The sequence below is a fragment of the Corynebacterium sp. LaCa_23 genome (assembly GCF_058182375.1).
In genome coordinates this window covers 2000701-2025750 of the sequence record NZ_CP190825.1, presented here as the reverse complement: position 1 = coordinate 2025750, position 25050 = coordinate 2000701, and the positions used below count along the sequence as shown (strand labels likewise).

The 25050-nt window shown below is 61.0% G+C and carries 29 protein-coding genes and 1 tRNA gene; 21 read left to right on the top strand and 9 right to left on the bottom strand.

Translation table 11 applies throughout. From position 1 onward, the window contains the following. Window positions 1-70: 70 nt before the first annotated feature. Both ACP8IT_RS09705 and ACP8IT_RS09700 read right to left on the bottom strand, forming a co-directional pair. Entirely contained in the window at window positions 71-430 is a 360-nt protein-coding gene (locus tag ACP8IT_RS09705) for a FluC/FEX family fluoride channel (protein ID WP_023029191.1), read from the bottom strand. Further along, window positions 427-729 carry a fluoride efflux transporter family protein gene (locus ACP8IT_RS09700; RefSeq protein WP_023029190.1) on the bottom strand — a complete coding sequence of 101 codons (303 nt, stop codon included), beginning with the start codon at window positions 727-729 and terminating at the stop codon, window positions 427-429. Before ACP8IT_RS09700 ends, ACP8IT_RS09705 begins: the two co-directional genes overlap by 4 nt. 85 nt (window positions 730-814) lie before the next feature. On the opposite strand from ACP8IT_RS09700, the gene ACP8IT_RS09695 reads away from it, so the two are divergent. The 3 genes from ACP8IT_RS09695 (at window position 815) to ACP8IT_RS09685 (ending at window position 2189) form a co-directional block, all read left to right on the top strand. Then, on the top strand, window positions 815-1261 hold the full coding sequence (locus ACP8IT_RS09695; RefSeq protein WP_284636882.1) for a MauE/DoxX family redox-associated membrane protein: 447 nt from the start codon (window positions 815-817) through the stop codon (window positions 1259-1261). 53 nt (window positions 1262-1314) lie between these two features. Beyond that, window positions 1315-2040 (top strand): DsbA family protein, encoded by a 726-nt coding sequence (locus tag ACP8IT_RS09690; protein WP_126319722.1) that lies wholly within the window; start codon window positions 1315-1317, stop codon window positions 2038-2040. Between the two features lie 76 nt (window positions 2041-2116). Next, window positions 2117-2189, top strand: a tRNA-Ala gene (locus ACP8IT_RS09685). A 48-nt stretch (window positions 2190-2237) separates the two neighbouring features. Here the strand turns inward: ACP8IT_RS09685 and ACP8IT_RS09680 are convergent. After that, window positions 2238-3035, bottom strand: a complete 798-nt coding sequence (locus ACP8IT_RS09680; protein ID WP_490289987.1) for a GDSL-type esterase/lipase family protein — start codon at window positions 3033-3035, stop codon at window positions 2238-2240. A gap of 114 nt (window positions 3036-3149) precedes the next feature. On the opposite strand from ACP8IT_RS09680, the gene ACP8IT_RS09675 reads away from it, so the two are divergent. Beyond that, the gene (locus ACP8IT_RS09675; RefSeq protein ID WP_490289986.1) at window positions 3150-3887 is read left to right on the top strand and encodes a fructosamine kinase family protein; all 738 of its coding nucleotides are present in this window, start codon (window positions 3150-3152) and stop codon (window positions 3885-3887) included. On the opposite strand, the gene nadE is transcribed toward ACP8IT_RS09675, so the two are convergent. After that, the gene (gene nadE / locus ACP8IT_RS09670; protein WP_490289985.1) at window positions 3884-4705 is read right to left on the bottom strand and encodes an NAD(+) synthase; all 822 of its coding nucleotides are present in this window, start codon (window positions 4703-4705) and stop codon (window positions 3884-3886) included. The genes ACP8IT_RS09675 and nadE overlap by 4 nt on opposite strands. Before the next feature lie 27 nt (window positions 4706-4732). Between nadE and ACP8IT_RS09665 the strand changes: the two genes are divergently transcribed. From ACP8IT_RS09665 to nrdE, 5 genes are all read left to right on the top strand, one after another. Continuing rightward, window positions 4733-6082, top strand: a complete 1350-nt coding sequence (locus ACP8IT_RS09665; protein ID WP_284612749.1) for a sugar porter family MFS transporter — start codon at window positions 4733-4735, stop codon at window positions 6080-6082. Between the two features lie 127 nt (window positions 6083-6209). Further along, the gene (ykgO, locus tag ACP8IT_RS09660) at window positions 6210-6332 is read left to right on the top strand and encodes a type B 50S ribosomal protein L36 (RefSeq protein ID WP_003847162.1); all 123 of its coding nucleotides are present in this window, start codon (window positions 6210-6212) and stop codon (window positions 6330-6332) included. A 368-nt stretch (window positions 6333-6700) separates the two neighbouring features. Next, the gene (gene nrdH / locus ACP8IT_RS09655) at window positions 6701-6940 is read left to right on the top strand and encodes a glutaredoxin-like protein NrdH (protein WP_005284554.1); all 240 of its coding nucleotides are present in this window, start codon (window positions 6701-6703) and stop codon (window positions 6938-6940) included. Between the two features lie 24 nt (window positions 6941-6964). Next, the gene (gene nrdI / locus ACP8IT_RS09650; RefSeq protein ID WP_005277734.1) at window positions 6965-7396 is read left to right on the top strand and encodes a class Ib ribonucleoside-diphosphate reductase assembly flavoprotein NrdI; all 432 of its coding nucleotides are present in this window, start codon (window positions 6965-6967) and stop codon (window positions 7394-7396) included. Between the two features lie 54 nt (window positions 7397-7450). Continuing rightward, a complete protein-coding gene (gene nrdE, locus ACP8IT_RS09645) occupies window positions 7451-9613 on the top strand; it encodes a class 1b ribonucleoside-diphosphate reductase subunit alpha (protein WP_126319713.1) in 2163 nt (720 codons plus the stop codon). Here the strand turns inward: nrdE and ACP8IT_RS09640 are convergent. Then, complete coding sequence (locus tag ACP8IT_RS09640) at window positions 9610-10296, bottom strand: FadR/GntR family transcriptional regulator (protein ID WP_490289984.1); 687 nt, start codon at window positions 10294-10296, stop codon at window positions 9610-9612. The genes nrdE and ACP8IT_RS09640 overlap by 4 nt on opposite strands. Before the next feature lie 141 nt (window positions 10297-10437). Here ACP8IT_RS09640 and nrdF point away from each other — a divergent pair, with 141 nt between their 5' ends. The 4 genes from nrdF (at window position 10438) to ACP8IT_RS09620 (ending at window position 15347) form a co-directional block, all read left to right on the top strand. Beyond that, the gene (nrdF, locus tag ACP8IT_RS09635; protein WP_005277742.1) at window positions 10438-11427 is read left to right on the top strand and encodes a class 1b ribonucleoside-diphosphate reductase subunit beta; all 990 of its coding nucleotides are present in this window, start codon (window positions 10438-10440) and stop codon (window positions 11425-11427) included. A 322-nt stretch (window positions 11428-11749) separates the two neighbouring features. Continuing rightward, window positions 11750-13444 (top strand): aa3-type cytochrome oxidase subunit I, encoded by a 1695-nt coding sequence (gene ctaD / locus ACP8IT_RS09630; protein ID WP_005277744.1) that lies wholly within the window; start codon window positions 11750-11752, stop codon window positions 13442-13444. Between the two features lie 81 nt (window positions 13445-13525). Next, window positions 13526-14632, top strand: a complete 1107-nt coding sequence (serB, locus tag ACP8IT_RS09625) for a phosphoserine phosphatase SerB (RefSeq protein WP_490289983.1) — start codon at window positions 13526-13528, stop codon at window positions 14630-14632. Continuing rightward, window positions 14625-15347 (top strand): peptidyl-tRNA hydrolase, encoded by a 723-nt coding sequence (locus ACP8IT_RS09620; RefSeq protein WP_284612754.1) that lies wholly within the window; start codon window positions 14625-14627, stop codon window positions 15345-15347. The genes serB and ACP8IT_RS09620 overlap by 8 nt, the downstream gene beginning before the upstream one ends. Here ACP8IT_RS09620 and ACP8IT_RS09615 read toward each other — a convergent pair. Continuing rightward, window positions 15313-17277, bottom strand: a complete 1965-nt coding sequence (locus tag ACP8IT_RS09615) for an ATP-dependent DNA helicase (RefSeq protein WP_490289982.1) — start codon at window positions 17275-17277, stop codon at window positions 15313-15315. The genes ACP8IT_RS09620 and ACP8IT_RS09615 overlap by 35 nt on opposite strands. 18 nt (window positions 17278-17295) lie before the next feature. Next, window positions 17296-18624 carry a nicotinate phosphoribosyltransferase gene (locus ACP8IT_RS09610; RefSeq protein ID WP_005284538.1) on the bottom strand — a complete coding sequence of 443 codons (1329 nt, stop codon included), beginning with the start codon at window positions 18622-18624 and terminating at the stop codon, window positions 17296-17298. A gap of 117 nt (window positions 18625-18741) precedes the next feature. Between ACP8IT_RS09610 and clpS the strand changes: the two genes are divergently transcribed. Genes clpS through rdgB form a run of 8 tightly spaced genes read left to right on the top strand, consistent with a single transcriptional unit; the run spans window position 18742 to window position 24110 of the window. Next, window positions 18742-19068, top strand: a complete 327-nt coding sequence (clpS, locus tag ACP8IT_RS09605) for an ATP-dependent Clp protease adapter ClpS (RefSeq protein ID WP_005277757.1) — start codon at window positions 18742-18744, stop codon at window positions 19066-19068. A gap of 4 nt (window positions 19069-19072) precedes the next feature. After that, window positions 19073-19609 carry a DUF2017 domain-containing protein gene (locus ACP8IT_RS09600; RefSeq protein ID WP_490289981.1) on the top strand — a complete coding sequence of 179 codons (537 nt, stop codon included), beginning with the start codon at window positions 19073-19075 and terminating at the stop codon, window positions 19607-19609. Continuing rightward, entirely contained in the window at window positions 19609-20523 is a 915-nt protein-coding gene (locus ACP8IT_RS09595) for a P1 family peptidase (RefSeq protein ID WP_490289980.1), read from the top strand. Before ACP8IT_RS09600 ends, ACP8IT_RS09595 begins: the two co-directional genes overlap by 1 nt. A 13-nt stretch (window positions 20524-20536) precedes the next feature. Then, window positions 20537-21169 carry a rhomboid family intramembrane serine protease gene (locus tag ACP8IT_RS09590; protein ID WP_490289979.1) on the top strand — a complete coding sequence of 211 codons (633 nt, stop codon included), beginning with the start codon at window positions 20537-20539 and terminating at the stop codon, window positions 21167-21169. Then, the gene (gene murI, locus ACP8IT_RS09585; protein WP_490289978.1) at window positions 21169-21948 is read left to right on the top strand and encodes a glutamate racemase; all 780 of its coding nucleotides are present in this window, start codon (window positions 21169-21171) and stop codon (window positions 21946-21948) included. Before ACP8IT_RS09590 ends, murI begins: the two co-directional genes overlap by 1 nt. A 60-nt stretch (window positions 21949-22008) precedes the next feature. Next, window positions 22009-22770, top strand: coding sequence for an MBL fold metallo-hydrolase (locus tag ACP8IT_RS09580; RefSeq protein WP_126319697.1), 762 nt, complete (start codon window positions 22009-22011; stop codon window positions 22768-22770). Window positions 22771-22785: 15 nt separating this feature from the next. Next, entirely contained in the window at window positions 22786-23514 is a 729-nt protein-coding gene (gene rph, locus ACP8IT_RS09575) for a ribonuclease PH (protein ID WP_126319695.1), read from the top strand. Then, window positions 23508-24110 carry an RdgB/HAM1 family non-canonical purine NTP pyrophosphatase gene (rdgB, locus tag ACP8IT_RS09570; protein ID WP_284641533.1) on the top strand — a complete coding sequence of 201 codons (603 nt, stop codon included), beginning with the start codon at window positions 23508-23510 and terminating at the stop codon, window positions 24108-24110. Before rph ends, rdgB begins: the two co-directional genes overlap by 7 nt. Here the strand turns inward: rdgB and ACP8IT_RS09565 are convergent, their stop codons facing one another. Continuing rightward, complete coding sequence (locus ACP8IT_RS09565) at window positions 24111-24461, bottom strand: DUF3817 domain-containing protein (RefSeq protein WP_005277777.1); 351 nt, start codon at window positions 24459-24461, stop codon at window positions 24111-24113. Between the two features lie 3 nt (window positions 24462-24464). Beyond that, on the bottom strand, window positions 24465-24983 hold the full coding sequence (locus tag ACP8IT_RS09560) for an MreC domain-containing protein (protein WP_284629182.1): 519 nt from the start codon (window positions 24981-24983) through the stop codon (window positions 24465-24467). Between the last annotated feature and the right edge of the window lie 67 nt (window positions 24984-25050).

Here is a 25050-nt window from a genome sequence, read left to right as displayed (position 1 = left end):
TACAGGAAGAAGTGCACGCAGAGAAATCGTAGGGGTCACTGTAGCTAGGAGCGAGCTGGGAATTGTGTACTTAGATTCCGTGATAGATAAGTTCGGCCCACATCACCCCGCGCCAGGCTAGGACCACGCCGATCCCGATGGTCCAAAACAGGTACTTACACAGCGGCCACCAGTGCCGCTGCTTGACCATTTCCCCTAGCTCTTTCGCCATGGTGGACCAGGTTGATAGGCCACCGGCGAGGCCGAGGGCGAAGAGGGGATGGGCGAAGGGGGCATCGGCAAGCTGCGCAAAGCCCACCGCCAGGCCGAAGACCAAGGAACCCAGGATATTGGATGCGAAGGTGCAATACGGCGAGGGCAGCAGGCGGGTAAAGCCGTAGCGCGCCGCGCCGCCGAAAAAGCCGCCGATAAGGACGAAGAGCAGGTTCATCGCAGCTTATCCCCAGCGAGGTAGGCGGCGGTGCAGCCCACGAGCGTGGCCGCGACATAGGCCAGGGCGATGCTCCAGTGGGAGTCCGCGGTGAAGAAAGCAAAACCGGCGAAACTGGTAAAACCGCCCAAGAATCCGGTGCCCCAGAAGGGCCCTGGGCGGGTATATCCCATCAGCGCGCTGCCGACGATATTAAGGATGAGGAGCGGGAGCATTCCGTCGCCGAGAGCGATGGTTAAGAGATAGCGGGCGCCGGCACCGAGCGCGGCACCGGAACCGATGATGAGGGAGTGCGGCATGGGCTACATCATAGTGGGCTAAGTCTCAGGAAAAGCACAGGGGTTTGTATCCGAAAAGGAGAGGTTAAACGCTAAACTAATCGGCGTGAATATTGCGTTTGATGTGGTGAGCTTCATTGCCCGCTTTGGCATGGCGGCGGTGTGGATCATCGCTGGCATAGAGAAGATGGCGCACCCGCTGGATACCCTGCAATCCATCAAGGCCTACGAGATCTTCACGCCGGAATGGTCTGGGTATCTGGCCCAGCTCATTGGCCCGCTGGAGCTAGTGGGCGGAATGCTGCTCTTGCTGGGGATTTTCCTTCGCGAGTCTTCCAAGGTAGCGGCCGTGGTCATGGTGCTTTTCATGGTCGGCATCCTGCAGGCATGGCTGCGTGGGCTGGATATCGATTGCGGGTGCTTTGGTGCTGGTGACGCTTCTGCGGAGCCGGGCATGAACTATGGGCTGACGCTGCTTCGCGATGCCGCCTTCCTCGCCCTTACCGCATGGACCATCAAACGTCCGTTCACGAAATTTGCGCTCCACCCGTAGCGGTGGGCACAGTAGGTTGCAAGAGTCCGAAAGTATCAACAGGCAAGGTTTAAATGAGCAAAGTAAGTGACCCGAATGCCAAGTCTGGCAATGGTTTCATCTGGGGCGTCGGCGTCCTCCTCGTCATTATCGCTGTGGTCATTGGCTACATCGTGTGGAATGGTAAGCAGGCCAATGAAATCGAGGTGCAAGACGTCAACATGTCCATGGACTATAAGGACAACGCGATTACCCTGAAGTCCGATGCGGCCGATGACGATACTCCAGAGGTAGACCTGTACGAAGACTTCTCCTGCCCCCACTGCGCGGATCTGGCGGAAAACACCGATGAGGACATGAAGCAGGCGATTGAGGACGGCAAGCTGATTGTCCACGTGCGCACGCTGAACTTCCTAGACGGCGAGGATGTCGAAAACGAGGACGGTTACTCCACCAAGGCCGTCGCAGCCATGTCGGAGCTGGCTAAGTCTGGCGACGTGAAGACCTACTGGAATTTGCGCGACTACATGATGAAGAACCAGCAGAGCATCGCCACTAAGTGGGATATCGAGGACATCGCTGACCAAGCCAAGGAACTCGGCGCCGAGGATGACGTGGTTGATTCCATCAAGAACGTGGATATCAAGCAGGGCAATAAGGTGGCCAAGGCCAACTACGATAAGCTGAATAAGGCAACCGGCTCGGTTTCCTCGCCGCGCATTGTCCAGGATGGCAAGGATATTCCGGACCGTGAATCCGGCCAGTCCTTGAATGACTGGGTAGACATCGCCACCAAGTAGCAGGCGATTTGGTGAGTCAAATACTTGCCATGTATATTTATACGAGTTGCGGCCCACAGGGTTGCACCTCGTATATGGGGCTATGGCGCAGCTGGTAGCGCACCACACTGGCAGTGTGGGGGTCACGGGTTCGAATCCCGTTAGCTCCACAAATTAAGAGTCTCGAGAGGCTAGATAGCTTCTCGAGACTCATTTTCTTACTTCAGCGAGTGGCCGATGAGCACGCCCAACGCGTGGGTGCCGTTGGCGTTGAGGTGCAGCGGCAGGTTACCTGGCGCCGGTGGCAGCGGGTCTACTAGGTTGACCCACCAGCGGTCAGGAGAGCAGTTATCGTGGCCCGTGGAAATCGGGTGAGCGTCCAAGAAGGAAGCGCCGTTCTGCTCGGCTACCTCGCGCAGGGTGTTTTGCAGGCGCTCTTCGGTAGAAGCAACCCTGCTAGCCGGAATCGGGATGGTGGCAGAGGTCAGGCACGCGGAGTTGTTATTGGAGACCCGCGGGTATCCCACGATGGTTACCTTGGCATTCGGCGCAAAGTGGTGGGCGACATCGATGGCGCTGCGCATGCCGGTGCGCAGGAAGTGCTCGGAAGCCGCGATATTGTCCTTGTGCGGGTAAGTGTCATTGGCGCCGGCATGGATGACCACATTGCGGGTCTCGGGATTCAGATCGCCGTTGCGGGCGGCCGTGCGCAGGGTGTCATCGATGTGCTGGCCGCCGGTGCCGAAGGATGCGCCGGCGCACTGGTATTGATCCACATGCGCACCGGATACCCGCGTCATTTCGTTGGCGATGGAGTTATCGGTAATGCAACCGACCTTGGTGTTTGCTTTTATACCGGCGCGGTTTTGCGCGTAATCAAGGAAATTAGGGTTGGCGACGACGCTATCGCCAGTCAGGACCGTATTGCCAGGCACGGCCGCGGTAGCGACGGTGCTGCCTCCCACGAGTGCGGCAGTGCAAGCGGCAATCGCGGCAAGTTTACTGAAGTTTTTCATGGTGTACCTCAAGGCTTCCGCAGGGACGGAAGCCACACTGATAGGGGATGATTAAGGCCACGATGATCCTAAAGGTTTTCTGGGACAAGCAAAAATGGAGCAGCGAATATCGTTATGCTGGCGGGTATGCAGACTTTCTCGAAGCGAGTAGGCAATGAAGATCAAGCAGGCGCCGAAGCCGCCGGATTGCGGTGGCTGGCGGAAGCCACGGATGCGGTAGTCACCGTCGTGCGCGCGGACGGGAAGGAAATCGTAACCAAGCGCATTGACGAGGTAGCGCCCACCCCAGAGGCCGCGCGGAAGTTTGGTGCGGAGCTCGCGCGCATGCACCGCGCCGGGGCTGAGGCTTTTGGCAGCGCGCCGGAGGGATGGGAAGGCAAAAACTTCATCGGCACCATTGAACAGGAGTGCACGCCCACCGATGACTGGGGTGAATTTTATACCCAGCAGCGCGTACTGCCCTTTGCGGAGCCGGCCGGAATCAGCACCGCGCAGCGGGACCTGGTCAAGCGGGCCTGCGATGCCATTGCCGCCCGCAGCTGGGACGTGGCGCCCGCGCGCATCCACGGTGACCTGTGGGCGGGCAACCTGCTTTTCGATGCCCAGGGTGGCATCATGATCGATCCCGCCGCCCACGGCGGACACCCGCACACTGATTTGGGCATGCTGGCACTATTCGGCGCGCCCTATATAGAGGAAATCTTCCGCGGCTATGGGGCGCCGCAGGATATTGAGACCTGGATTCCCATGCACCAACTGCACCCGCTGGCCGTGCACGCGCTGACCCACGGCTCGGCGTATAACCGGCCGCTGGAGCGCGCGGCGCTCGCCACGCTGGAGGCGCTGGCTTAGGCGGTTGGCCCCTGGGGCATTTGGCGCTTGTGGATGCCGCGGTGCCACAGGGTCTCGATGCGCTCGCGGGCGGCATCGGGAACCGCCTTGCCCTCTAAGTAGTCATCGATGCGGGCGTAGGTGACGCCGAGCGCCTCTTCATCGGGAAGCTGCGGCTTATCGTCTTCCAAATCCGCGGTAGGGACCTTGGACCAGGTGGACTCCGGCGCGCCCAGGTGCTTGAGCAAAGCCGCGCCTTGGCGCTTATTCAGCCCGGCCAGGGGGAGTAGGTCTGCCGCGCCATCGCCCCACTTGGTATAGAACGCGGTGACGTTTTCGGCGGCATGATCCGTGCCCACAACGAGCGCGCCCACCTCGCCGGCGATGGCATATTGCGCGGTCATGCGCAGGCGCGCCTTGGCATTGCCGCGGTTGAAATCGTTCAAGGAATCTTGGCCCACCGCACGTGCGACCTCGTGGCTTAGCGCCGCGGTGGCCGGTTGAATATCAACGGTGAGCCGGTGATCGGGCTGGATGAAATCGAGGGCGATTTGGGCATCATCCTCATCCGCCTGCGTGCCGTGGGGCAGGCGCACGGCCCAGAATTCGGCGCCTTCTACCCGCTCTACTGCTAGCTGGGTGAGTTTTCCCGCCAAGGTGGAATCCTGGCCGCCGGAAATGCCTAGCACGTAGCCTTTGGCATGGGTCATTTCCAAGTATTCCACGAGGAAATCCACGCGGCGGGCAATTTCCTCTTCTGGATCGATAAAGGGGCGTACATCCAGCTGTTTTATGATGGATTGTTGCAAGTTTTCGGCATCGGGTGACATGACGTTCATCGTAGTCTCCTGACACAATTGCGTGCTGTGAATAAAGAAAGTTATGTCAAGGTAGTTGCAGGAATTGCCGCCCTTGGCGGTTTATTATTTGGATACGACACCGGCGTGATGTCCGGTGCTTTGCTGTATATCACCCCGGAATTTAATATGACCGCCCACCAAGAGGGCTGGGTGACCTCCATGCTGCTGGTGGGTGCCGCGGTGGGCGCGTTGACCGCAGGCCGCATCGCGGACCGTTTTGGCCGCCGCTTTACGCTGATTGCCGGCGGCATCATTTTCGTTTTGGGCTCCATCTGGTGCGCGCTGGCTGGATCGGTGACCATGCTGGCCACGGCCCGTACCTTCTTGGGCTTTGCCGTCGGTGCGGTATCCATTGTCTCGCCCATGTATATCTCAGAGATGGTGCCAGCCAAGATCCGCGGGCGCATGGTCTCCCTGAATACCTTACTGATCGTGGTGGGCCAGCTCTTGGCCTACCTAGTAAATTCTGCCCTCGCGCCCACGGAAAGCTGGGAATGGATGCTGGGGCTTGCGGCCGTACCGGGCGCCGCCCTCGCCGTGGGCATGCTCTTCTTGCCAGAGACCCCAGTCTGGCTCGCTACGCATAACAAAATGGCGCGGGCCCGTGAGGTCGCAGGCCGCGCCGGGATGGACCTTGCGGAGCTTACCTCCCAGGAAACGGCGCGCCGCTCCAGCGGCTCCGAGTGGAAGGCGCTGAAGGCCAATCGCTGGATGCAGGTAACGGTATTGCTCGCCATGCTGATGGGCCTGACCCAGCAGATCACCGGCGTTAATGCCATTGTCTACTTCGCTCCCACCATGATGAGCCAGGTGGGAATTTCTACCACCAACTCGGTCTATACCTCGATTGTCATTGGCGTGGTCTCCGTTATTGCCTGCTGGGTGGGCCTCAAGGTGGTCGACCGCATCGGCCGCAAGCGCCTGCTGCTCATCGGCCTGACCGGCAACGTGATTTCGCTATTCATCTTGTCCGTGGCGTACTCGCACGCCGCCGATTCCACCACGATGGCGATGGTCTCGCTGGTATTTATGGCCTCGTTCATTGCCTTCCAGCAAGCAGCGGTCTCGCCGACAACCTGGTTGCTCATCTCGGAGCTCGTACCCCTGCAGGTACGCGGCTTGGGCATGGGCATCGCCGGGCTCTCGCTGTGGGCCACCAACTGGGCCGTGGCCCAGTACTTCTTGCCGCTGGTGGAGTGGCTCACCGGCCCGGTGGCCTTTGGTGTATTCGGCGTACTGGGGCTCATCGCCATCGGCTACACCCGCATTTTGGTACCAGAGACCATGGGACGTAGCCTGGATGAGGTAGGCGAGGAGATGAAATCCCGCTACTCGCGGGAATCCGCACCCCATTAAGCCCTAGTGTTTTGGTCTTAATGGCCGCGTGAGGTAAAATTATTCCTCGTGTCATGGCTGGGGATTCCCAGTCCGTGCTTTATTTACTCAACCGCATGTAGATTGCGCATAACGAAAGGAGCGCCCGATGAAGGTCCGTAAGTCCCTTCGGTCGCTGAAGAAGAAGCCGGGCGCCCAGGTTATTCGCCGCCACGGTAAGGTCTTCGTGATCAACAAGAAGGATCCCCGTTTCAAGGCTCGTCAGGGCTAATTGAAACTTAAGGAAGTCCGCCTCCTCCGAGCATTCGGAGCGGGGCGGATTTTTCGTTTCTGCGGTTCGACGCCAGAATGTGAACTTTGCCACATGTTTAGGTGAACAGAAGGTAAACCCGCAGGAATGTCAGGCGTGTAGTTTCACGGTTGGGTGCCGGGGTGGTCAACATGTGGGGTCTCGCCCCTGGCCCTCCTGGGAATATCATGGGTGTAACTACTATATGTTGTGTCAGTTGCGGTCAATTCCCCCAAAGTATAGTGTCGTTGGTGTCGCTCAGAGCGGTGCAGGAAGTGGCCCGAAAAGGACCAGAACCTCCGCTTTCTACGAGCAAAAGCTATCTCGCAAAAGGATTTTAGGGAGTTATTATGTCTATCACCGTCTACACCAAGCCCGCTTGCGTTCAGTGCAACGCCACCAAGAAGGCCCTTGACCGCGCGGGTCTGGATTACAACGTGGTAGATGTCACCGTGGACGATGAAGCCCGTGACTACATTATGGCTCTGGGCTACGTCCAGGCACCCGTCGTAGAAGCCAACGGCGAGCACTGGTCCGGCTTCCGCCCTGACCGCATCAAGAACCTTGCCGCGCTAGCCGCCTCTGCGTAAGCAGCCGAGGAGGGAGGTGCCGTCATGTTGGTCGTGTATTTTTCCTCTACTACGGAAAATACGCACCGGTTCGTGCAGAAGCTAGGTTTCCCTAGCGCGCGAATCCCTTTGCGCCGCACCGATGAGCCGCTAGTGGTCAACGAGCCTTTCGTCTTGGTGTGCCCCACCTACGGCGGGGGAGCCTCCATTAGCCACCAAAACTCCCGGCCCGTACCGGTGCAGGTAATTAGATTCCTTAATAATGAGCACAACCGCAGTTTTATTCGGGCGGTTATCGCCGGAGGAAATAGCAACTTCGGCGCCGATTTTGGCAAGGCTGGTGACGTCATCAGCGCCAAATGTAAGGTGCCCTATGTATATCGTTTCGAGTTGCTCGGAAACGATGAAGATATAAAAATTTGTCGCGAAGGCCTGCTGGCTAATGCTTCCCAGTTGGGACTGGATGAGGCCGCCTAGCCGCGGTGCGACACACCTAATAGAATCCTGATTTTAAGAAAGGCCGCGTCAGCTGTGAGTACGCAATTGGGAAAGACCGTAGCAGAGCCAGTATCGCAGGAAGAGCAGCTGGATTACCACGCGCTCAACGCCATGCTGAATCTCTACGACGGAGACGGCAAGATTCAATTTGATAAGGACCGCGAGGCCGCCAATCAGTTCTTCTTGCAGCACGTTAATCAGAACACGGTCTACTTCCATGACCTGGAAGAAAAGATCGATTACCTGGTGCGCAATAAGTACTATGACCCAGCGGTCATTGAGGCTTATGACTTCGAGTTCATCAAGTCCCTATTCAAGCGCGCCTACTCTTATAAGTTCCGCTTCAAGTCCTTCCTTGGCGCCTATAAGTACTACACCAGCTACACGCTGAAGACCTTCGACGGCCGCCGGTACTTAGAGCGCTTTGAGGACCGCGTCTCTATGACGGCGCTTTTCCTTGGTGATGGCGATGGTGAGCTGGCAGAGCGCCTCGTCGATGAGATCATGACCGGCCGCTTCCAGCCCGCCACGCCGACCTTCCTAAATGCCGGCAAGCAGCAGCGCGGCGAATTGGTTTCCTGCTTCCTGCTCCGCATCGAAGACAATATGGAATCCATCGGCCGCTCCATCAACTCGGCGCTGCAGCTGTCCAAGCGCGGCGGCGGCGTGGCCCTGCTGCTGTCCAATATCCGCGAATCCGGCGCGCCGATTAAGCACATCGAGAACCAGTCTTCCGGCGTCATTCCGGTGATGAAGATGCTGGAGGATGCATTCTCCTACGCTAACCAGCTCGGTGCGCGCCAGGGCGCGGGCGCGGTGTACCTCAACGCCCACCACCCGGACATCATGAACTTCCTCGACACCAAGCGCGAGAACGCGGATGAAAAGATCCGCATCAAGACGCTGTCCTTGGGCGTAGTGATCCCGGATATCACCTTCGAGCTGGCCAAGAAGAACGACGATATGTACCTGTTCTCGCCGTACGACGTCGAGCGCGTCTACGGTAAGGCCTTCGGCGATATCTCCGTTACCGAGCACTACGAAGAAATGGTCGAGGACCCGCGCATCCGGAAGAAGAAGATCAACGCGCGCCACTTCTTCCAAACCGTGGCGGAGTTGCAGTTCGAGTCCGGCTACCCGTACATCATGTATGAAGATACGGTAAACCGCGCCAACCCGGTCAAGACCTCCCGGATTAATATGTCCAACCTGTGCTCGGAGATCTTGCAGGTCAACTCCGCTTCCGAGCTCAATGCGGATCTTTCTTATGACCAGGTGGGCAACGATATTTCCTGCAACCTGGGTTCGCTGAATATCGCCATGACCATGGACTCGCCGGACTTCTCCCAAACGGTGGAGACCGCGATTCGCGGGCTGACCTCGGTGGCGGATAAGACCTCCATCGATTCCGTTCCATCCGTGCGCAAGGGCAACGATGACTCGCACGCCATCGGCCTGGGCCAGATGAACCTGCACGGCTACTTGGGCCGCGAGCACATCGAGTACGGCTCCGAGGAGGGCTTGGACTTCACCAACGCCTACTTCGCGGCCATCATGTACGCCGCCCTGCGCGCCTCCAATAAGATCGCCCGCGAGCGCGACACGACCTTCACCGAGTTCCCCGAATCTGACTACGCCAGCGGCGAGTTCTTCGACTCCTACGATCCGGCAGAGTTCCAGCCGCGCACGGAAAAGGTCAAGGCTCTTTTCGATGCCTCCTCCATCTACACCCCCACCGCAGAAGACTGGGCGGAGCTGAAGGAGGACGTCGCCAAGTACGGCCTCTACAACCGCAACCTCCAGGCAGTGCCGCCGACGGGCTCGATTTCCTATATCAACAATTCCACCTCGTCCATCCACCCGATTGCCTCCAAGATTGAAATCCGCAAGGAAGGCAAGATCGGCCGCGTGTACTACCCGGCAGCGCATATGGATAACGACAACTTGGAATACTTCAAGGACTCGTACGAGATTGGCTACGAGAAGATCGTTGATACCTACGCTGAGGCCACGAAGTACGTGGACCAAGGGCTATCGCTGACGCTGTTCTTCAAGGACACCGCCACCACCCGCGATGTGAATAAGGCGCAGATTTACGCTTGGCGCAAGGGGATTAAGACCTTGTACTACATCCGCGTGCGCCAGATGGCACTGGAAGGCACCGAGATCGAGGGCTGCGTTTCCTGCATGCTCTAAGCGCGGGCGCGGTCCAGGATAGCGCGGGAGGTGCGCTCGGCGGCTTTGGCCTCGCCGGCGTCAATCTCCCGCGCTAAATCCATATGTAGCTGCGTCGTGCCGCGAATCGGATCCCGCTTGCGGGAACCAAAGACGGACTTGCCCTTCAAGATGGCCAGCAAGGCCGGCGCCAGCGCGGCAATCATCTCATTGCCGGAGGCCTCCAAGATGAGGGTATGAAATTGCAGGTCGGTTTCGAGTTCTTCGCCCACCCGTGGGGAAGGGGTGGTCTCGAGCTCGCTGAGCCTTCCTGCTAGTCGCAGCAATTCGCGGCGCTGCTGCGGGCTGGCATTGCGCGCGGCAAGCTGCGCCGCCACCGGTTCGATGCCAAGGCGCAGCTCGTTGAGGCGCGCGACCTGTTCCGCGCGCGTTCTATCGTGGCCCAGCCGCCACGAAATAACGGCGGGATCATAAACCGCCCAGCTGCTGCGCGGCAGCACCTTGAGGCCCACCCGGCGCCCAGAAGAAACCATTCCCAGATGCTCGAGGGTGCGCATGGCCTCGCGCGCCACGGTGCGGGAGATGCCAAAGCGCTTCTCGATGTCCCCAAGGCGAAACCGCGTGCCTTCCGCCATGTCGCCGCTGACGATATCCGCGCCCAGTTGATCCACCACGGGTCCCAAGAGGGGAGTGGTGCCTGTCATTTCTTCCTCCATGGTTATACAGCGTTGATTCAGTATAAGCGGTGGCGAAAATCATGCCCTATGCGGCGGGCTTCGTGCGCGCCGAATTGGGTAAACTAGACATCAAAAATCAATCAGTTTCGAGTATTGGAGTGACGTCGCGTGTCGCATGAGTACGATGACTACCTTTCTAGTCACGACCAGCCAGTGAAGGCCATCAACTGGAATAATATCCCAGATGACAAGGACCTAGAGGTCTGGGAGCGGTTGACCGGTAATTTCTGGCTCCCAGAAAAGGTCCCAGTCTCTAATGACCTCCCCAGCTGGAAGACGCTGACGGAAAAAGAAAAAGAAACCACCATGCGGGTCTTCACCGGCCTCACGCTGCTGGATACCATCCAGGGCACGGTGGGCGCGATCTCCCTGCTGCCGGATTCGCAGACCCTGCACGAGGAGGCGGTATATACCAATATCGCCTTCATGGAGTCGGTGCACGCCAAGTCCTATTCCAATATCTTTATGACCTTGGCCTCCACGCCGATGATCAATGATGCCTTCCGCTGGTCCGAAGAAAATGAGAACCTGCAGAAGAAGGCCAAGATCATCTTGTCCTACTACAACGGCGATGATCCGCTGAAGAAGAAGGTAGCCTCCACGCTGCTGGAATCCTTCTTGTTCTACTCTGGCTTCTATCTGCCGATGTACTTCTCCTCCCGCGCGAAGCTGACCAATACCGCCGATATCATCCGGCTGATCATCCGCGATGAGGCCGTGCACGGCTACTACATTGGCTATAAATTCCAGCAGGAATACAAGAAGCTGGATGAAAAGCGCCAAGAGGAATTGAAGGACTACACCTTCGACCTGGCCTTCGAGCTCTATGACAACGAGATCGACTACACCGAGGATCTCTACGACGAGCTGGGCTGGACCGAAGACGTCAAGCGCTTCCTGCGCTATAACGCCAATAAGGCCCTGAATAACTTGGGCTTTGAAGGCCTCTTCCCGGCGGATGAGACCCGCGTCTCGCCGGCCATCTTGTCTTCTCTTTCGCCCAATGCCGATGAGAACCACGACTTCTTCTCCGGCTCGGGCTCGTCCTATGTCATCGGCAAGGCCGAGGACACCACGGACGATGACTGGGACTTCTAACCTTTCCCGCGCACCCTCGCTTTAACCTCAACCGAAAGGTTGATAACGAGCGGGGGTGCGTTTTTCGGTTTTTGACCTGCGTATCTGGCGCACGCTGTGACATGCGACACCACAACCTGGGCGAGAGAATGTAGGCCTTAAATGATGCCCGCCCCACGTGCAGGGGCTATGTGACGGTTGTGGTTATTGAGGGAATACCCCCAAGCTGGAAGACCTTTAAGGGAAGCTGGCAAGAACAGGGGAAAATGTCCTAATATAATCGGAGTAAACCTAGGTGTAGGTGGACCCAGTCCGCTGACACTTTGTTATTCAGGAGGATTCTATGACCGCTGTGGCGCCACGGGTCGACGATTACGTCGCTCCCACACGTCCAGAGCCAACCGGTAGGGAAAAGACCGGTTCAAAGGCTTGGGTATTTTTAACCACCACCGACCACAAGCAGCTGGGCATCATGTACTTGATCATGGCCTTCAGCTTCTTCTTCCTCGGTGGCTTCATGGCATTGCTGATCCGTGCGGAGCTTTTCACCCCGGGTCTGCAGTTCCTGTCCAATGAGCAGTTCAACCAGCTGTTCACCATGCACGGCACCGTAATGCTGCTGCTTTTTGCAACGCCAGTTGTCTGGGGCTTTGGTAACTACATCCTGCCGCTGCAGATCGGCGCACCGGACGTGGCCTTCCCGCGTCTGAACGCCTTTGGTTTCTGGGTTACCCTGCTCGGCGGTGTCGTCATGCTGCTGGGCTTTATCACCCCTGGTGGTGCGGCTGACTTCGGCTGGACCATGTACATGCCGCTTGCCGATGGCGTCCACACCCCCGGTATCGGCGCCGATATGTGGATCGTCGGTGTGGGCGCTACCGGTGTCGGTACCATTGCTTCCGCCATCAACATGATCACCACCATCCTGACCCTGCGCGCACCGGGCATGACCATGTTCCGCATGCCGGTCTTCTGCTGGGGTATCTTCACCGCCTCCGCCATCGTGCTGATGATCTTCCCGCTGCTGACCGCAGCCGCTCTGGGCGTGCTGTATGACCGCAAGCTAGGCGGCCACATCTACGATTCCGCTAACGGCGGTGCCATCCTGTGGCAGCACCTATTCTGGTTCTTCGGCCACCCTGAGGTCTACGTCCTCGCGCTGCCGTTCTTCGGCGTTGTCTCCGAGATCGTCCCGGTCTTCTCCCGCAAGCCGGTCTTCGGCTACATCGGCTTGGTCTTCGCCATCCTGGCCATCGGCTCGCTGTCCATGGCCGTCTGGGCACACCACCTGTTCGTCACCGGCGCCATCCTGCTGCCGTTCTTCTCGTTCATGACGTTCCTGATTGCAGTGCCTACCGGTGTGAAGTTCTTCAACTGGGTCGGCACCATGTGGAAGGGCCACATCACCTGGGATACCCCGATGATTTGGGCCATGGGCTTCATGGCTACCTTCCTCTTCGGCGGTATGACCGGTGTTATGCTCGCCGCTCCGGCGCTGGACTTCCACTTGGCTGAGTCCTACTTCCTGATTGCGCACTTCCACTACACCCTGTTCGGTACGGTTGTGTTCTCCGCATTCGGTGGCCTGTACTTCTGGTTCCCGAAGATGACCGGCCGCATGCTGGACGAGCGCCTGGGCAAGATTCACTTCTGGTTGACCTTCATCGGCTTCCACGGCACCTTCCTGATTCAGCACTGGGTCGGTAACATGGGTATGCCGCGTCGCTACGCCGACTACCTCGAGTCTGATGGCTTCACGGTCTTCAACCAGATTTCCACCATCTTCTCCTTCGTCCTCGGCGCTTCCGTTATCCCGCTGGTCTGGAACGTCTTCAAGTCCTGGCGCTACGGTGAGGTCGTTACCGTGGATGACCCATGGGGCTACGGCAACTCTCTGGAGTGGGCAACCTCCTGCCCGCCTCCGGGCCACAACTTCACCTCCCTGCCACGCATCCGCTCCGAGCGTCCGGCATTCGAGCTGCACTACCCGCACATGGTTGAGCGCATGCGCGAGGAAGCTCACGTGGGCAAGCACTAAGCCCGCACTTTAACTCCTGACTACAGCCGCCTTCCCCAGCCTCTCAGAGGTAGGGAGGGCGGCTTTGGCGTGTGTGGGATAATGGCCGGTGTGAATACTCAAGCTGAAACCACGACCATTACTAGCTTCGGACCGGACGAGCCAGGGGCGGCCGCCGCTTTCTTTACCGCGTTGGCTGATTTCTCTGCCCCGCTTGCCGATGTCCACCTCGCCACCCCCTCCAATCACCTCGCCCTCACCGCGCAGTGCGGTAACGCTGCCCTAGAAGAACGAGTGCGCGAGGCCATGGCGCCCTTCGGACACGAGGTGTCCGTTGCGCCAAGCTATGCCGTCGCGCTCATCGGCGCGGAGATTACCGCTGAGGACATTAGCGCGGTGCAGGAGACCGTGAAAGGGGAGACGTTTCGCATGCGCCGGATAGCATTGGATTCCCTTTCCGCGGTGGAAATTACTGTGTCGCTCGAAGACGCAGACTCGGCGCGGCGGGCGCTGCGGGAGGTTGCCGAGGACCGCGGCATTGATATCTCCCTCGAGAGCTTGGGCAATCGGGGCAAGCGCTTGGTGTGCTTCGACTGCGATTCGACGCTGATTGAAGGCGAGGTTATCGAGATGCTCGCCGCCCACGCGGGCAAGGAAGCAGAGGTGGCCGCGGTGACCGAGCGCGCCATGCGTGGCGAATTGGACTTCGAGGAGTCCCTGCGCGAGCGCGTCGCGGTGCTGGAGGGCCTAGATGCCTCCATCATCGAAGAGGTCGCCCGCGATATCGAGCTCACGCCCGGTGCGAAGGAAGCGATCGGGACACTGCGCCGCTTAGGCCACCGCACCGCGGTGGTCTCGGGTGGCTTCATTCAGGTACTCGAGGGCTTGGCCACAGACCTCCAGCTCGACTACGTGCGGGCCAATACTCTGGAAATCCGCGATGGGAAGCTGACCGGCAAAGTTATTGGGAAGGTGGTCGACCGCCAGGCCAAGGAAGACTTTCTTCGCGAATTCGCCGCGGATTCCGGAATCGGGATGGAGTCCACAGTCGCGGTGGGCGATGGCGCCAATGACATCGCCATGGTCACCGCCGCCGGGCTGGGCGTCGCTTTTGATGCGAAGCCGGCGCTGCGCGAGGCCGCCGATGCCTGCATCACACCGCGCCGCCTCGACGCCGTCCTACCGATGCTGGGGATTGCCAATGTCTAAATTCGAAATAGCGCACCAACGCCTCGTTGCCGCCTGCGCCGCCCGGGATTCTCACGAGGACCCCGCGGATCCGTCCACCGTGCAAGCGATGCAGATCGCGCTCCACCTGCCCAAGCAGGATCCGCCGGAGCGCAGCGAGGTGCTCGCCGCGGCCGCTCGCGCCGTGGTGGCCACCTGTCTGGATGACCGCGCCGGTGAGGACGGTGCCTTCGCCGCGGCGCTCGCGCAGTGGTACGGCCACCGCATCCGCAAGATCGCCCGCCGCGCGCGCAATAAGGCGTGGCGCGATGTGCAGCTACTGCCTGGCGTGACCGTCGATGACCGCGCGCGTGCTTTTGCGCCCTCGGCGGTGGGAGAGGTGGATCCGCTCATTAGCAAGCTGCAGATCGGCCATACTGATCTCGCGATGGATGAGCCAGGCACTCCGCTTGCCGATGCCCCCATTATCTACGTCGACCGCAGCCTCGCCATGACCGCGGGCAAGGCCGCCGCCCAGGTGGGCCACGGCTCGATGATGCTCGCCGCGGCTATGAGCGAAGAGGAGGCCGCCGCCTGGGCAGCAGAAGATTTCCCGCTTTCCGTCCGCGAGGTGGACGCGGAGGTATTTCGCACCGCATGCGCGCAGGAGGACGCGGTGGTCATCATCGACGCTGGGTTTACCGAGATCGCCCCGGACTCGGCTACCGTGTGTGCGCTGCGGCGACCAATCGCTTAAGCGCCCCGCGCACCGTCTCCGGGTTCGTGGTTTGCCAGAACCGCGGCATGGACGCCTTGAGGAATGAGCCATAGCGCTTGTATTCCAGCCGGTTATCCAGCACGGCGACGACCCCGCGGTCCGTCACGTGGCGCAAAAGTCGCCCGGATCCCTGCGCCATAAGCAAGGCCGCGTGATTGGCGGAGACTTCCATGAACCCGGAGCGGCCGGCGGCATCGGCTGCCTGGGATCGGGCCTGCAGCAGCGGGTTATCGGGCCGCGGAAAGGGGATGCGGTCAATGAGGACCAGCGAACACGATGGCCCCGGCACATCCACGCCCTGCCAGAGGGTTAACGTGCCAAACAGGCAGGAGTTTTCCTTCGTGGAGAACTTGTCCACCAGCGTGCCGATGGCATCTTCGCCCTGCACATACAAATCAAACGGCAATCGCGGCGCCAAGGCCTCCGCGGCTTCTTCTGCCGCCCTACGCGAGGAGAATAACCCCAGCGTGCGCCCGCCGGCGGCCATGATGAGCTCGTATATTTCCTCCAAGGTTTCGGCGGACAGGCCGTCGCGCCCCGGTGATGGAAGGTGTTTGGCGGTATATAAGATGCCGGATTTCGCCGGGTCAAAGGGCGTTCCTGCATCGAGCGTGTCATACGTGCCGGACGGCAGGCCCCATTGTGCCGCCATGGCGTCGAATCGCCCGCCCAGGGCCAGCGTGGCCGAGGTGAGCACCACCGTTTGCTCCCCAAATAGGTTCTCGCGCAGCATATGCGCGATAGACAGCGGCGCGACGGCGAGCGTATCGGTGCCCTCCAGCCACACGACATCGTCCTGCGCGGCAGGATCATCGGTGGCGAAGACCTCCAAGATTCGCCTGATCGCCTCGGCCAGGTCCGTGAGGTGATTGCTTAAGTTTTGGCGCTCGGCGTTCTTTTCTGGGTCATCGTTGGCCTCGCCTTCTGGGGCGCGGGAGATGAGGGATTTAACGCGCAAGAATTCATCGGCAAGCGCGCGCAAATGTGCCTGCGACGTCTCATCTAAATCCGTCCAGCGGCCGGGTTCCTGGACGCGCAGCAGATCATCGAATTCATCGGCCAACTCCGTGAGGTTCCCGGCATTGCCCAATGACTTAGCCCGGTTCGCCGCCATCTTAATGGCGCGGGAAGTAATCTCCGCCGTGGAAACGGAGGTAATGCGCCCATCGAGCTCGTGGGCCTCGTCGATGATCGCCACATCGTGTTCGGGCAGGATATTGGCCTCAGAGATGGCATCGATCGCGAGCATGGCGTGGTTGGTGACGATGATATCGACATCGGCAGCCGCCCTGCGGGCCTCTTCGGCGAAGCAATCCGCACCGTGCGGGCAGCGCCCGGCGCCCAAGCACTCATTCGAGGTCACCGATACCGCCCGCCACACCAAATCCGGCACGCCGAAGTCTAAATCGTCCCTGTCGCCGGTCTCGGTCTCCTGCGCCCAGTCGTGGATGCGGCGCACGGCCTTGCCGCGGTAGGAGATATCGGACTCATCGATAAGAGCCTCCGGGTCATCCGGTGTGGCCGCGATCTTATTCAGGCATACGTAATTATTGCGGCCCTTCATGATGGCGAAGGTGGGGGTGCGCTCCATGACATCGGCTAGCGCCTCCGTCAGCCGCGGGAGGTCGCGCTCCACCAACTGGCGCTGCAGCGCCAGCGTGGCGGTGGAGACGACGACGGTGGAACCCGAGTTCATCGCATGCCGGATGGCCGGAACCAGGTAGGCCAAGGATTTACCCGTACCCGTGCCCGCCTGAACGGCGAGGTGGCGCTCGGATTCCAAGGCCTTGGATACCGCGTTGGCCATGCGAACCTGGCCTTCGCGGCGGGAGCCGCCGAGCGCATCCACCGCCGCGCCTAGCAGCGTTTCCGTGTCGTGGTTTAGGGGCTCATCTGCGGGGTCACTCACCCCACACAGTCTAGCGACCTAGTCCTTAAAGCCCACCATTCGCGTGGGCACGGCGGCATCGTCGCGCGAAAGCGCCAGGCCCTCCCACGGCAGGGTCTTGCGGGCCTCGTTCAAGTAGGTGCGGGAGGCCTCAAGATCGGGCAGGTCCTCTACGATGTGCCCATCGCGCATCAAGGGAATGGTCAACTCGCGGGTGGTGAGCTGGCCCGTATCCGGCGCGTCTGCGGCAAAGGGGTAGACGACCTCTTCTACCGCCACGCCGGAGGACCGGTAGGTGCGCAGCGCGCGCTTGGCCCCGCCCACCGATTGCTTGGACGACGAGCGCTTGGCCACCGGGACCCCGTCGACCTCGACGACCTTGTAGACCATGCCCGCAGTCGGGGCACCAGAGCCGGTGACCACGGAGGTGCCCACGCCGTAGACATCGACGGGATCGCCGCGCAGACCCGCAATGGCAAACTCGTCCAAATCGGAGGAAACAACGATATTGGTATTGTGATTGCCCAGCTCATCGAGCTGCTTGCGCACGCGCCGGGTCACCGCACCCAAGTCACCGGAATCGATGCGCACCCCGCCAAGCTCCGGGCCACCGACCTTGACGGCGGTGTCGACGCCCTTGGTGATGTCATAGGTATCCACCAGCAGGGTGGTATCGATGCCCAGGGTATCGATTTGCGCGCGGAAGGCCGCCTCCTCATTGCTCGTGCCATCCGGGTTCGTGTGCGCCAAGGTCCAGGCGTGGGCGGCGGTGCCAGATACCGGGATGCCGTAGCGGAAGCCGGCCTCCAGATTGGAGGTGGCGGTAAACCCGGCGAGGTACGCGGCACGGGCGGCGGTTACGGCCGCGTATTCGTGGGTGCGGCGGCTGCCCATCTCCAGAATGGGGCGGCCATCGGCGGCGGTGACCATGCGGGATGCGGCAGAGGCGACGGCGGAATCGGCATTCAAGATAGACAGCACGATGGTTTCGAGCACCACGCACTCGCCAAAGGTGCCGCGCACCGTCAAGATAGGAGAGTTGGGAAAATACAGCTCGCCCTCGCGGTAGCCATCGATCTGCCCGGAAAAGCGCCAGTCGCGCAGGTATTGTCGGGTATCTTCATCCAGGAAATCCATCTGTTCCAGCTGCTCGGGGGAGAAGCGGAAGTCCTCTACCGCGCGCAACACGCGGTCGGTGCCGGCGACGACGCCGTAGCGACGCTCATTGGGCAGGCGGCGGGAAAAGACCTCGCAGGTCACGTTGCGGTGGGCGGTGCCATCGCGAAGCGCAGCCTGCAGCATGGTGAGCTCGTATTTATCCGTGAGCAAAGCGGTGGAGCGATCGATAGAGCGTGCTATGTCATTCATGAGCCTGATACTACTCACAGGTTAAGAAGCTTTCAGCATACCCGGGCCACCACCCTGGTGAGCTGCGGGGAGACCCAATGCCCAAAATGCCAGCGAAAAATGATTAGGCTATAAGGCATGAAGCCGCAACACCCCGAAGTCCGTATGAGCTCTCCCATGGCCACGCCCGACTTGGATGAAGGAATCGAAGTTGATGTGGCCGCGAGCGAGAACCTGCCGTGGATGTGCATCGTCTGGGACGATCCCGTCAATTTGATGAGCTACGTGTCCTACGTATTCCAAACCGTTTTGGGCTACGACAAAAAGCGGGCCAACGAGCTGATGATGCAGGTCCACACGGAAGGCAAGGCCGCCGTGTCCAGCGGCGAAAAGGACAAGGTTGAGGCGGACGTTAAAAAGCTCCAGATCGCGGGTCTGTGGGCGACGATGCAACAGGCAGGGTAGATAGATGCAACCGTGGAAAAAGAAGAAATCGCTGATGCGCGGGTCCAAAATCACGGCGGTATTCGAGCCCATGGAGCGCGAGGTCATTGGCAACCTCACCGCCACCGTCTCTGAGGCGATCATCGGCCGCGCCCAGTCCGCGCCGAAGGACGAGCTCGCTGAAATGCTAGACATGCCCACCGGCCACACCGAGGCTCCAGAAGATCCTTCCCTGGCGCGGCTGTTTCCGGACTTCCAAAAGCCCGGCGATGAGGAATACGACGGCGATGCCTCCCTCTTGCGCTCGCTGCACGAAAATGACATCGCGCGGGCGAAGCTGCAGAACCTGCAGGTCATCGGCAATGCGCTCGGCCCTACCGGCGGGGTAGAGGTCTCCATTTCGGAACAGGAGGCCCAGGCCTTCGTGGCCGGCCTCAATGATCTGCGCTTATACGTCGCGGCCGGGGAAGCGACCGACGAAAACCTCATGACGGACCGCGATACCTTGGTGGAATGGCTGGCCTATTGCCAGGATTCCCTGCTGGAAGTGTTGATGGATTAATGATTGACGGCATTAGCATTGGCCATTTTTCCGGCGAGGACACTGGCGCCACCGTGCTCTACTGCGGCCCGAAGGGCGCGCTAGCCAGCGTGGATGTGCGCGGCGGCGGGCCCGGTACGCGCGAGACCGATCTCTTGCAACCGCACAATACCGTTGAGCGCGTCCACGCCATCGTGCTCGCGGGCGGGTCCGCCTTCGGCTTGGCGGCCGCTGACGGCGTCATGCGCGAATTGGAAGCCCACGGGGTGGGTTTCCCCGTCTTTGGCGAGGACAAGCCCGGCCCACGTGTGCCCATCGTGCCGGCGGCGGTGATTTTCGATCTGCTGGTCGGCCCCTCCCGCCCGGGACCGGAGGATGGGGCGGCGGCGCTGCGGGCGGCCATGGCCGGCCACGACGAGACGGTGGGCACTGTCGGCGCGGGCGTCGGCGCCACGGCGGGCAAGCTGCGCGGCGGCTTCGGCCTGGCCACCCGCAAGGTGGGAAACTACGAGGTCAGCGCCGCGATGGTGGCCAATCCCGTGGGCGAGGTCATCGACCCGCACACAGGTCGCCTTTACGGCGCGCCGGGCCGCACGCCGGTCAACGCGGACGCTTACCGCGAGCTGCCGCACCCGGCGGCGAAGCTGAATACGACGATTGGGGCCGTGCTTACCGATGCCCCCGTTACCACCGCCCAAGCCCAACGCCTCGCCATGACGGCCCACGACGGGATTGCGCGCGCCGTTCGCCCCGCGCATTCGCCGCTGGACGGAGATACCATTTTCGCCTTGTCGACGGCGCAGGAACCGGGTGAGGTGGATATGGTCCAGCTGTGCGCCGCGGCGGCCGACGTGGTGGAGGAGGCCATCGTCACCGCGGTCACCGCCGCACGCCCTGGCCTGGGGCTTCGCGCGTATCGCGACTTGCTCGGCTAAGATATTGCCCATTATGACTATGGGTGGAACTTCACGAAATCAGCCGGCGCCGACTAACACGAACAACCGCGGCCGTGGCCGCATCAGCACCGGCCTATCCCTGGCATTGGGCTTCCTCGCGGTGGAGTGGTCGGTCCACTTGATTAACGCCGTTGTCTTCGGCGGCGGGTTGTCCAATTACGGCATCCGCCCGCTCGATGTAGACGGCCTGTGGGGCATCATCACGGCGCCGCTCTTGCACGGCAGCCTGGAGCACTTGATGTCCAACTCGCTGCCGGGTGCCCTGTTTTGCTTCCTCATCGGCTTGTCCGGGCGCCGGGTGTGGTGGGAGGTCACCTTGATCACCACCGTGGTGGCGGGCCTTGGCACGTGGTTTTTGGGCGGAGCCGGAACCTCGCATATCGGCGCGTCCGGGCTGGTCTATGGCTGGCTGGCCTACCTCGTGGTGCGCGGCGTCTTCAATCGCTCCCTGCTGCAGATCATTTTGGGCATTATCCTGGGCTTTTCCTATTCCGGGCTGATTTGGGGCGTATTGCCCGTCGCCGAGGGCATTAGCTGGCAAGGCCACCTCTTCGGCGCCCTGGGCGGTGTAGCGGCCGGCATGTTCATCACTTCCGATAACCCCGCAAAGGCAGGGAGGAAATAATGCCCAACGCGTCGTCTCCCATCGGCATCTTTGACTCGGGCGTCGGCGGGCTGACCGTGGCCCGCGCGGTGATGGAGCAGCTGCCGCAAGAATCCGTTATCTATAAGGGTGATACCGCCCACGGCCCCTACGGGCCGCGGCCCATCTCGCAGGTGCGGGCCTTTTCCCAGGATATCGCCGATGAGCTGGTAGAACGCGGCTGCAAGATGCTGGTCATCGCCTGCAATACCGCCACCGCGGCCTTCCTGCACGATGCCCGCGAGCGCTATGATATCCCCATCCTGGAGGTCATCCGCCCGGCCGTGCGCCGCGCCATGTCCACCACGCGCAATGGCAAGATCGGCGTCATCGGCACTGAGGGCACCATCAAATCCGGCGCGTACCAGGACCTGTTCGCGGTCAACCCCAATGTTGAGGCGGTAGCCGCGGCCTGCCCGGACTTCGTTCCCTTTGTCGAGCGCGGGATTACCGCGGGCCGCCAGATCCTCGGCGTCGCCGAGGGCTACCTTGCGCCCCTGCAGGCCCAGGGCGTGGACACCTTGGTCCTGGGATGCACGCACTACCCGCTGCTTACCGGCATCATCCAGCTCGCCATGGGCGAAAACGTGTCCCTGGTGACCTCCTCAGAGGAAACCACCAAGGACGTCATGCGCCTGCTCACGGAAACGGACATGCTCGCCCCCGAGGGCAACCAGCCGGTCCATTCCTTCGAATCCACCGGTGCTCCAGAGGTCTTCGCCCAGCTGGCCACGCGCTTTTTGGGCCCGCAGATCGGCTAATCCTCCCCCTTTTGCGCGCGGTACCAGCATTTGGGCCGGATTCATGGAACTATTGGTTCCATGAAGCTGACCATCCTAGGCTGCTCCGGTAGCGTACCCACCGCAGACAATCCTGCCTCCGGCTATGTCGTGTCCTTCGACAATGCACCATCCATCATCCTGGATATGGGCTCGGGCACGCTGGGCCAGCTAGCTCAACTGCAGGATCCGTGCGATGCTCACGTGGCCTTTAGCCACCTGCACGCGGATCACTGCGCGGATTTTCCCTCCCTCATGGTGTGGCGCCGCTTCCATCCCACCGCCCCGGCGGCCTCGCGTAACTTCTGCTTCGGCCCCTCCGCCACGCCGACGCACCTAGGCCGCCTGTCCTCTGACGAGGTAAATGGGATCGACGATATGTCCGATACCTTGGCGTTTAGCCCGTGGGTGGCGGGGGAGCGCCAGCTTGTCGATGACGTCTTTATCACCCCCTTCCCCGTCAATCACCCGGTTGAGGCCTATGCGCTGCGCATCGAGCACGCCAAGACCGGCAAGACCATTACCTATTCCGGCGACACGTCCTATACGCCCGCGCTTGTCGATGCCGCCCGGGGCGCCGATCTCTTCCTCTGCGAGGCCACCTGGGGTGCTTCCTCCGAGGGCATGGCACCCGGCATGCACATGTCGGGCGCGGAAGCGGGGCGCGCGGCGCGGGAAGCGGGCGTTCGCACGCTGGTGTTAATCCACATCCAGCCCTGGGGCGATGCTGAGGCCACCGTGGCGGCGGCGCGGGAGGAATTCGACGGCGAGATCGTGCTGGGTACTGCGGGCATGCAGTTCTAAGTTACGCTGGAGGGCATGACTGAATTTACTCGTGCCGATGGGCGCGCGCTCGACCAAATGCGCAGCGTCCGCATTACCCGCAATTTCACCACCAACCCGGCTGGATCCGTCTTGGTGGAATTTGGCAATACCCGCGTGATGTGCACCGCCTCCGTCGAACTTGGGGTGCCGCGTTTTAAGCGCGATTCCGGCGAGGGCTGGCTGACCGCCGAGTACGCCATGCTGCCGTCCGCCACCCACGACCGCATGCCGCGCGAGTCCATGCGCGGCAAGGTCAAGGGCCGCACCCACGAGATTTCCCGCCTGGTCGGCCGCTCCCTGCGCGCCGCTGTGGACTTGGAGGAGCTGGGCGAAAACACCATCCAGCTCGACTGCGACGTGCTGCAGGCCGATGGCGGCACCCGCACCGCCTCCATCACCGGCGCCTATGTCGCGCTTGCCGATGCCATCACCCACCTCAAGGCCGAGGGCGTTGTCCCCGGCGAGCCACTGCTCGATCCCATCGCCGCGGTCTCCGTGGGCATCATCGACGGCGAAATCTGCTTGGATTTGCCCTATGAGGAAGATTCCCGCGCCGAGGTGGACCTCAACGTGGTGATGCAAGAATCCGGCGACTTCGTAGAAATCCAGGGCACCGGCGAGCACGGGCTCTTCGGCCGCGAGCAGCTCAACGGCATGCTGGATGTGGCCCAGAAGGGCTGCAGCGAGCTCATCGCGGCGCAGAAAGCGGCGCTGGGATGGTAATCCTCGTCGCCTCCGGCAATCCGAAGAAGCTGGCCGAGCTCGATCGTATCTTGTCCGAGGCGGGCATCGAGGGCGTGGAGCTGCGCCTGCTTTCCGAGGTCGAACCCTACCCAGAGCCCGTCGAAAATGGCCGCACCTTTGCCGATAACGCGCTCATTAAGGCCCGCGCTGGGGCCGCCGCCACGGGCCTGGTGACCATCGCGGATGATTCCGGGCTGGCCATCGAGGAGCTCAACGGCATGCCCGGGGTGCTCTCTGCCCGCTGGTCCGGCGAACATGGCAACGACCAGGCCAATAATGACCTAGTCTTGGCGCAGATGGCGGATGTGCCGGATGACCGGCGCGCCGCCGCCTTCGTCTCCGTGTGTGCCCTCGTGACCCCCGAGGGCACAGAGCGCGTGGCCGAGGGGCGTTGGGAAGGCCGCCTATTGCGCGAGCCGCGCGGCGCCAATGGTTTTGGATACGACCCGCTCTTCCAGCCAGAGGGCGAGTCGCGTTCTGCGGCGGAAATGTCGCCCGCAGAAAAGAACGCGGTCTCGCACCGCGGCCGCGCCCTTTCCCAGCTGGTCCCGCTTATCGCAGAGCTGGCCAGCTAATTAAGCGTTGAGCTGGAATTGCTCCTCGATTTCCTTGCGGCGCTTGTGCTCCATCCAGAAGGACAGGAAGGGCACCACGCCGGCGAGCGCGGTGGTAATCAGCTTGCCGGCGGGCCACAGCGCACGCGGGCCCAGAATCAGGATGGACAGCAGATAGGTCATGTACGCGATGCCGTGCACGATGGCGATGTAGGTCGCCCATTCCGGGATTTCTGCGCCCATGACGTACTGGAAGAACATGCGGATGACCAGGATGATCAGGAAGATACCGGTTACCGTGGCCGCGATGGAAAAGAACTTCAGCGGGCCGCGGATGCGCGCCTTGCGGTCTGGGTGTACCTGGTTTGTCATGATTTATTTTCTCCTTTTATCTGTCGGACCTTCGTCGCGCCCCTCTGCGGGGGAGCCGCGGCGGCGCCGAGGCTGATTCAACGCATTAAACTCTTCCACATTCAGCTGCGGGCGCTGCGGCAAGAAATCCTCATCGATGGCGGTTTTCTCCGCCGACCCGCGGCCCATCGAGCTACCGGCCTCCGAACCAGCTGCCGAATCTCCGCCTATCAAACCAGATTCTGAGCCGACATTTTCAGAGGCGTTTTTTGAGGCCTGCAGCGAATCCATCTCGCGGGCTTCGTTTTCCGCGGCAAGGCGCTCATTTTCATAGCGCAGGGTGGTGCGATAAGCATAGACCACGAATACCGCAAAAAGAGGCCACTGAAAGGCATAGCCCAAGTTTTGGAAAGTGCCCGAGCCGGAGCGGAAGCGCGTCCACTGCCAATAGGCGAGGAAGAGGAAAAGCACCACGAAAAAAATGACGAGGGCGATGTGCCACCACCGCACCTTCACGCGCCGTTTCTTCTGATCCTCGTGCATACTCACCTCACCCAGCCTACCTATCCGCCGCCGCAATACGGAATGCCCCTGGTTTCTTGTTTATCAG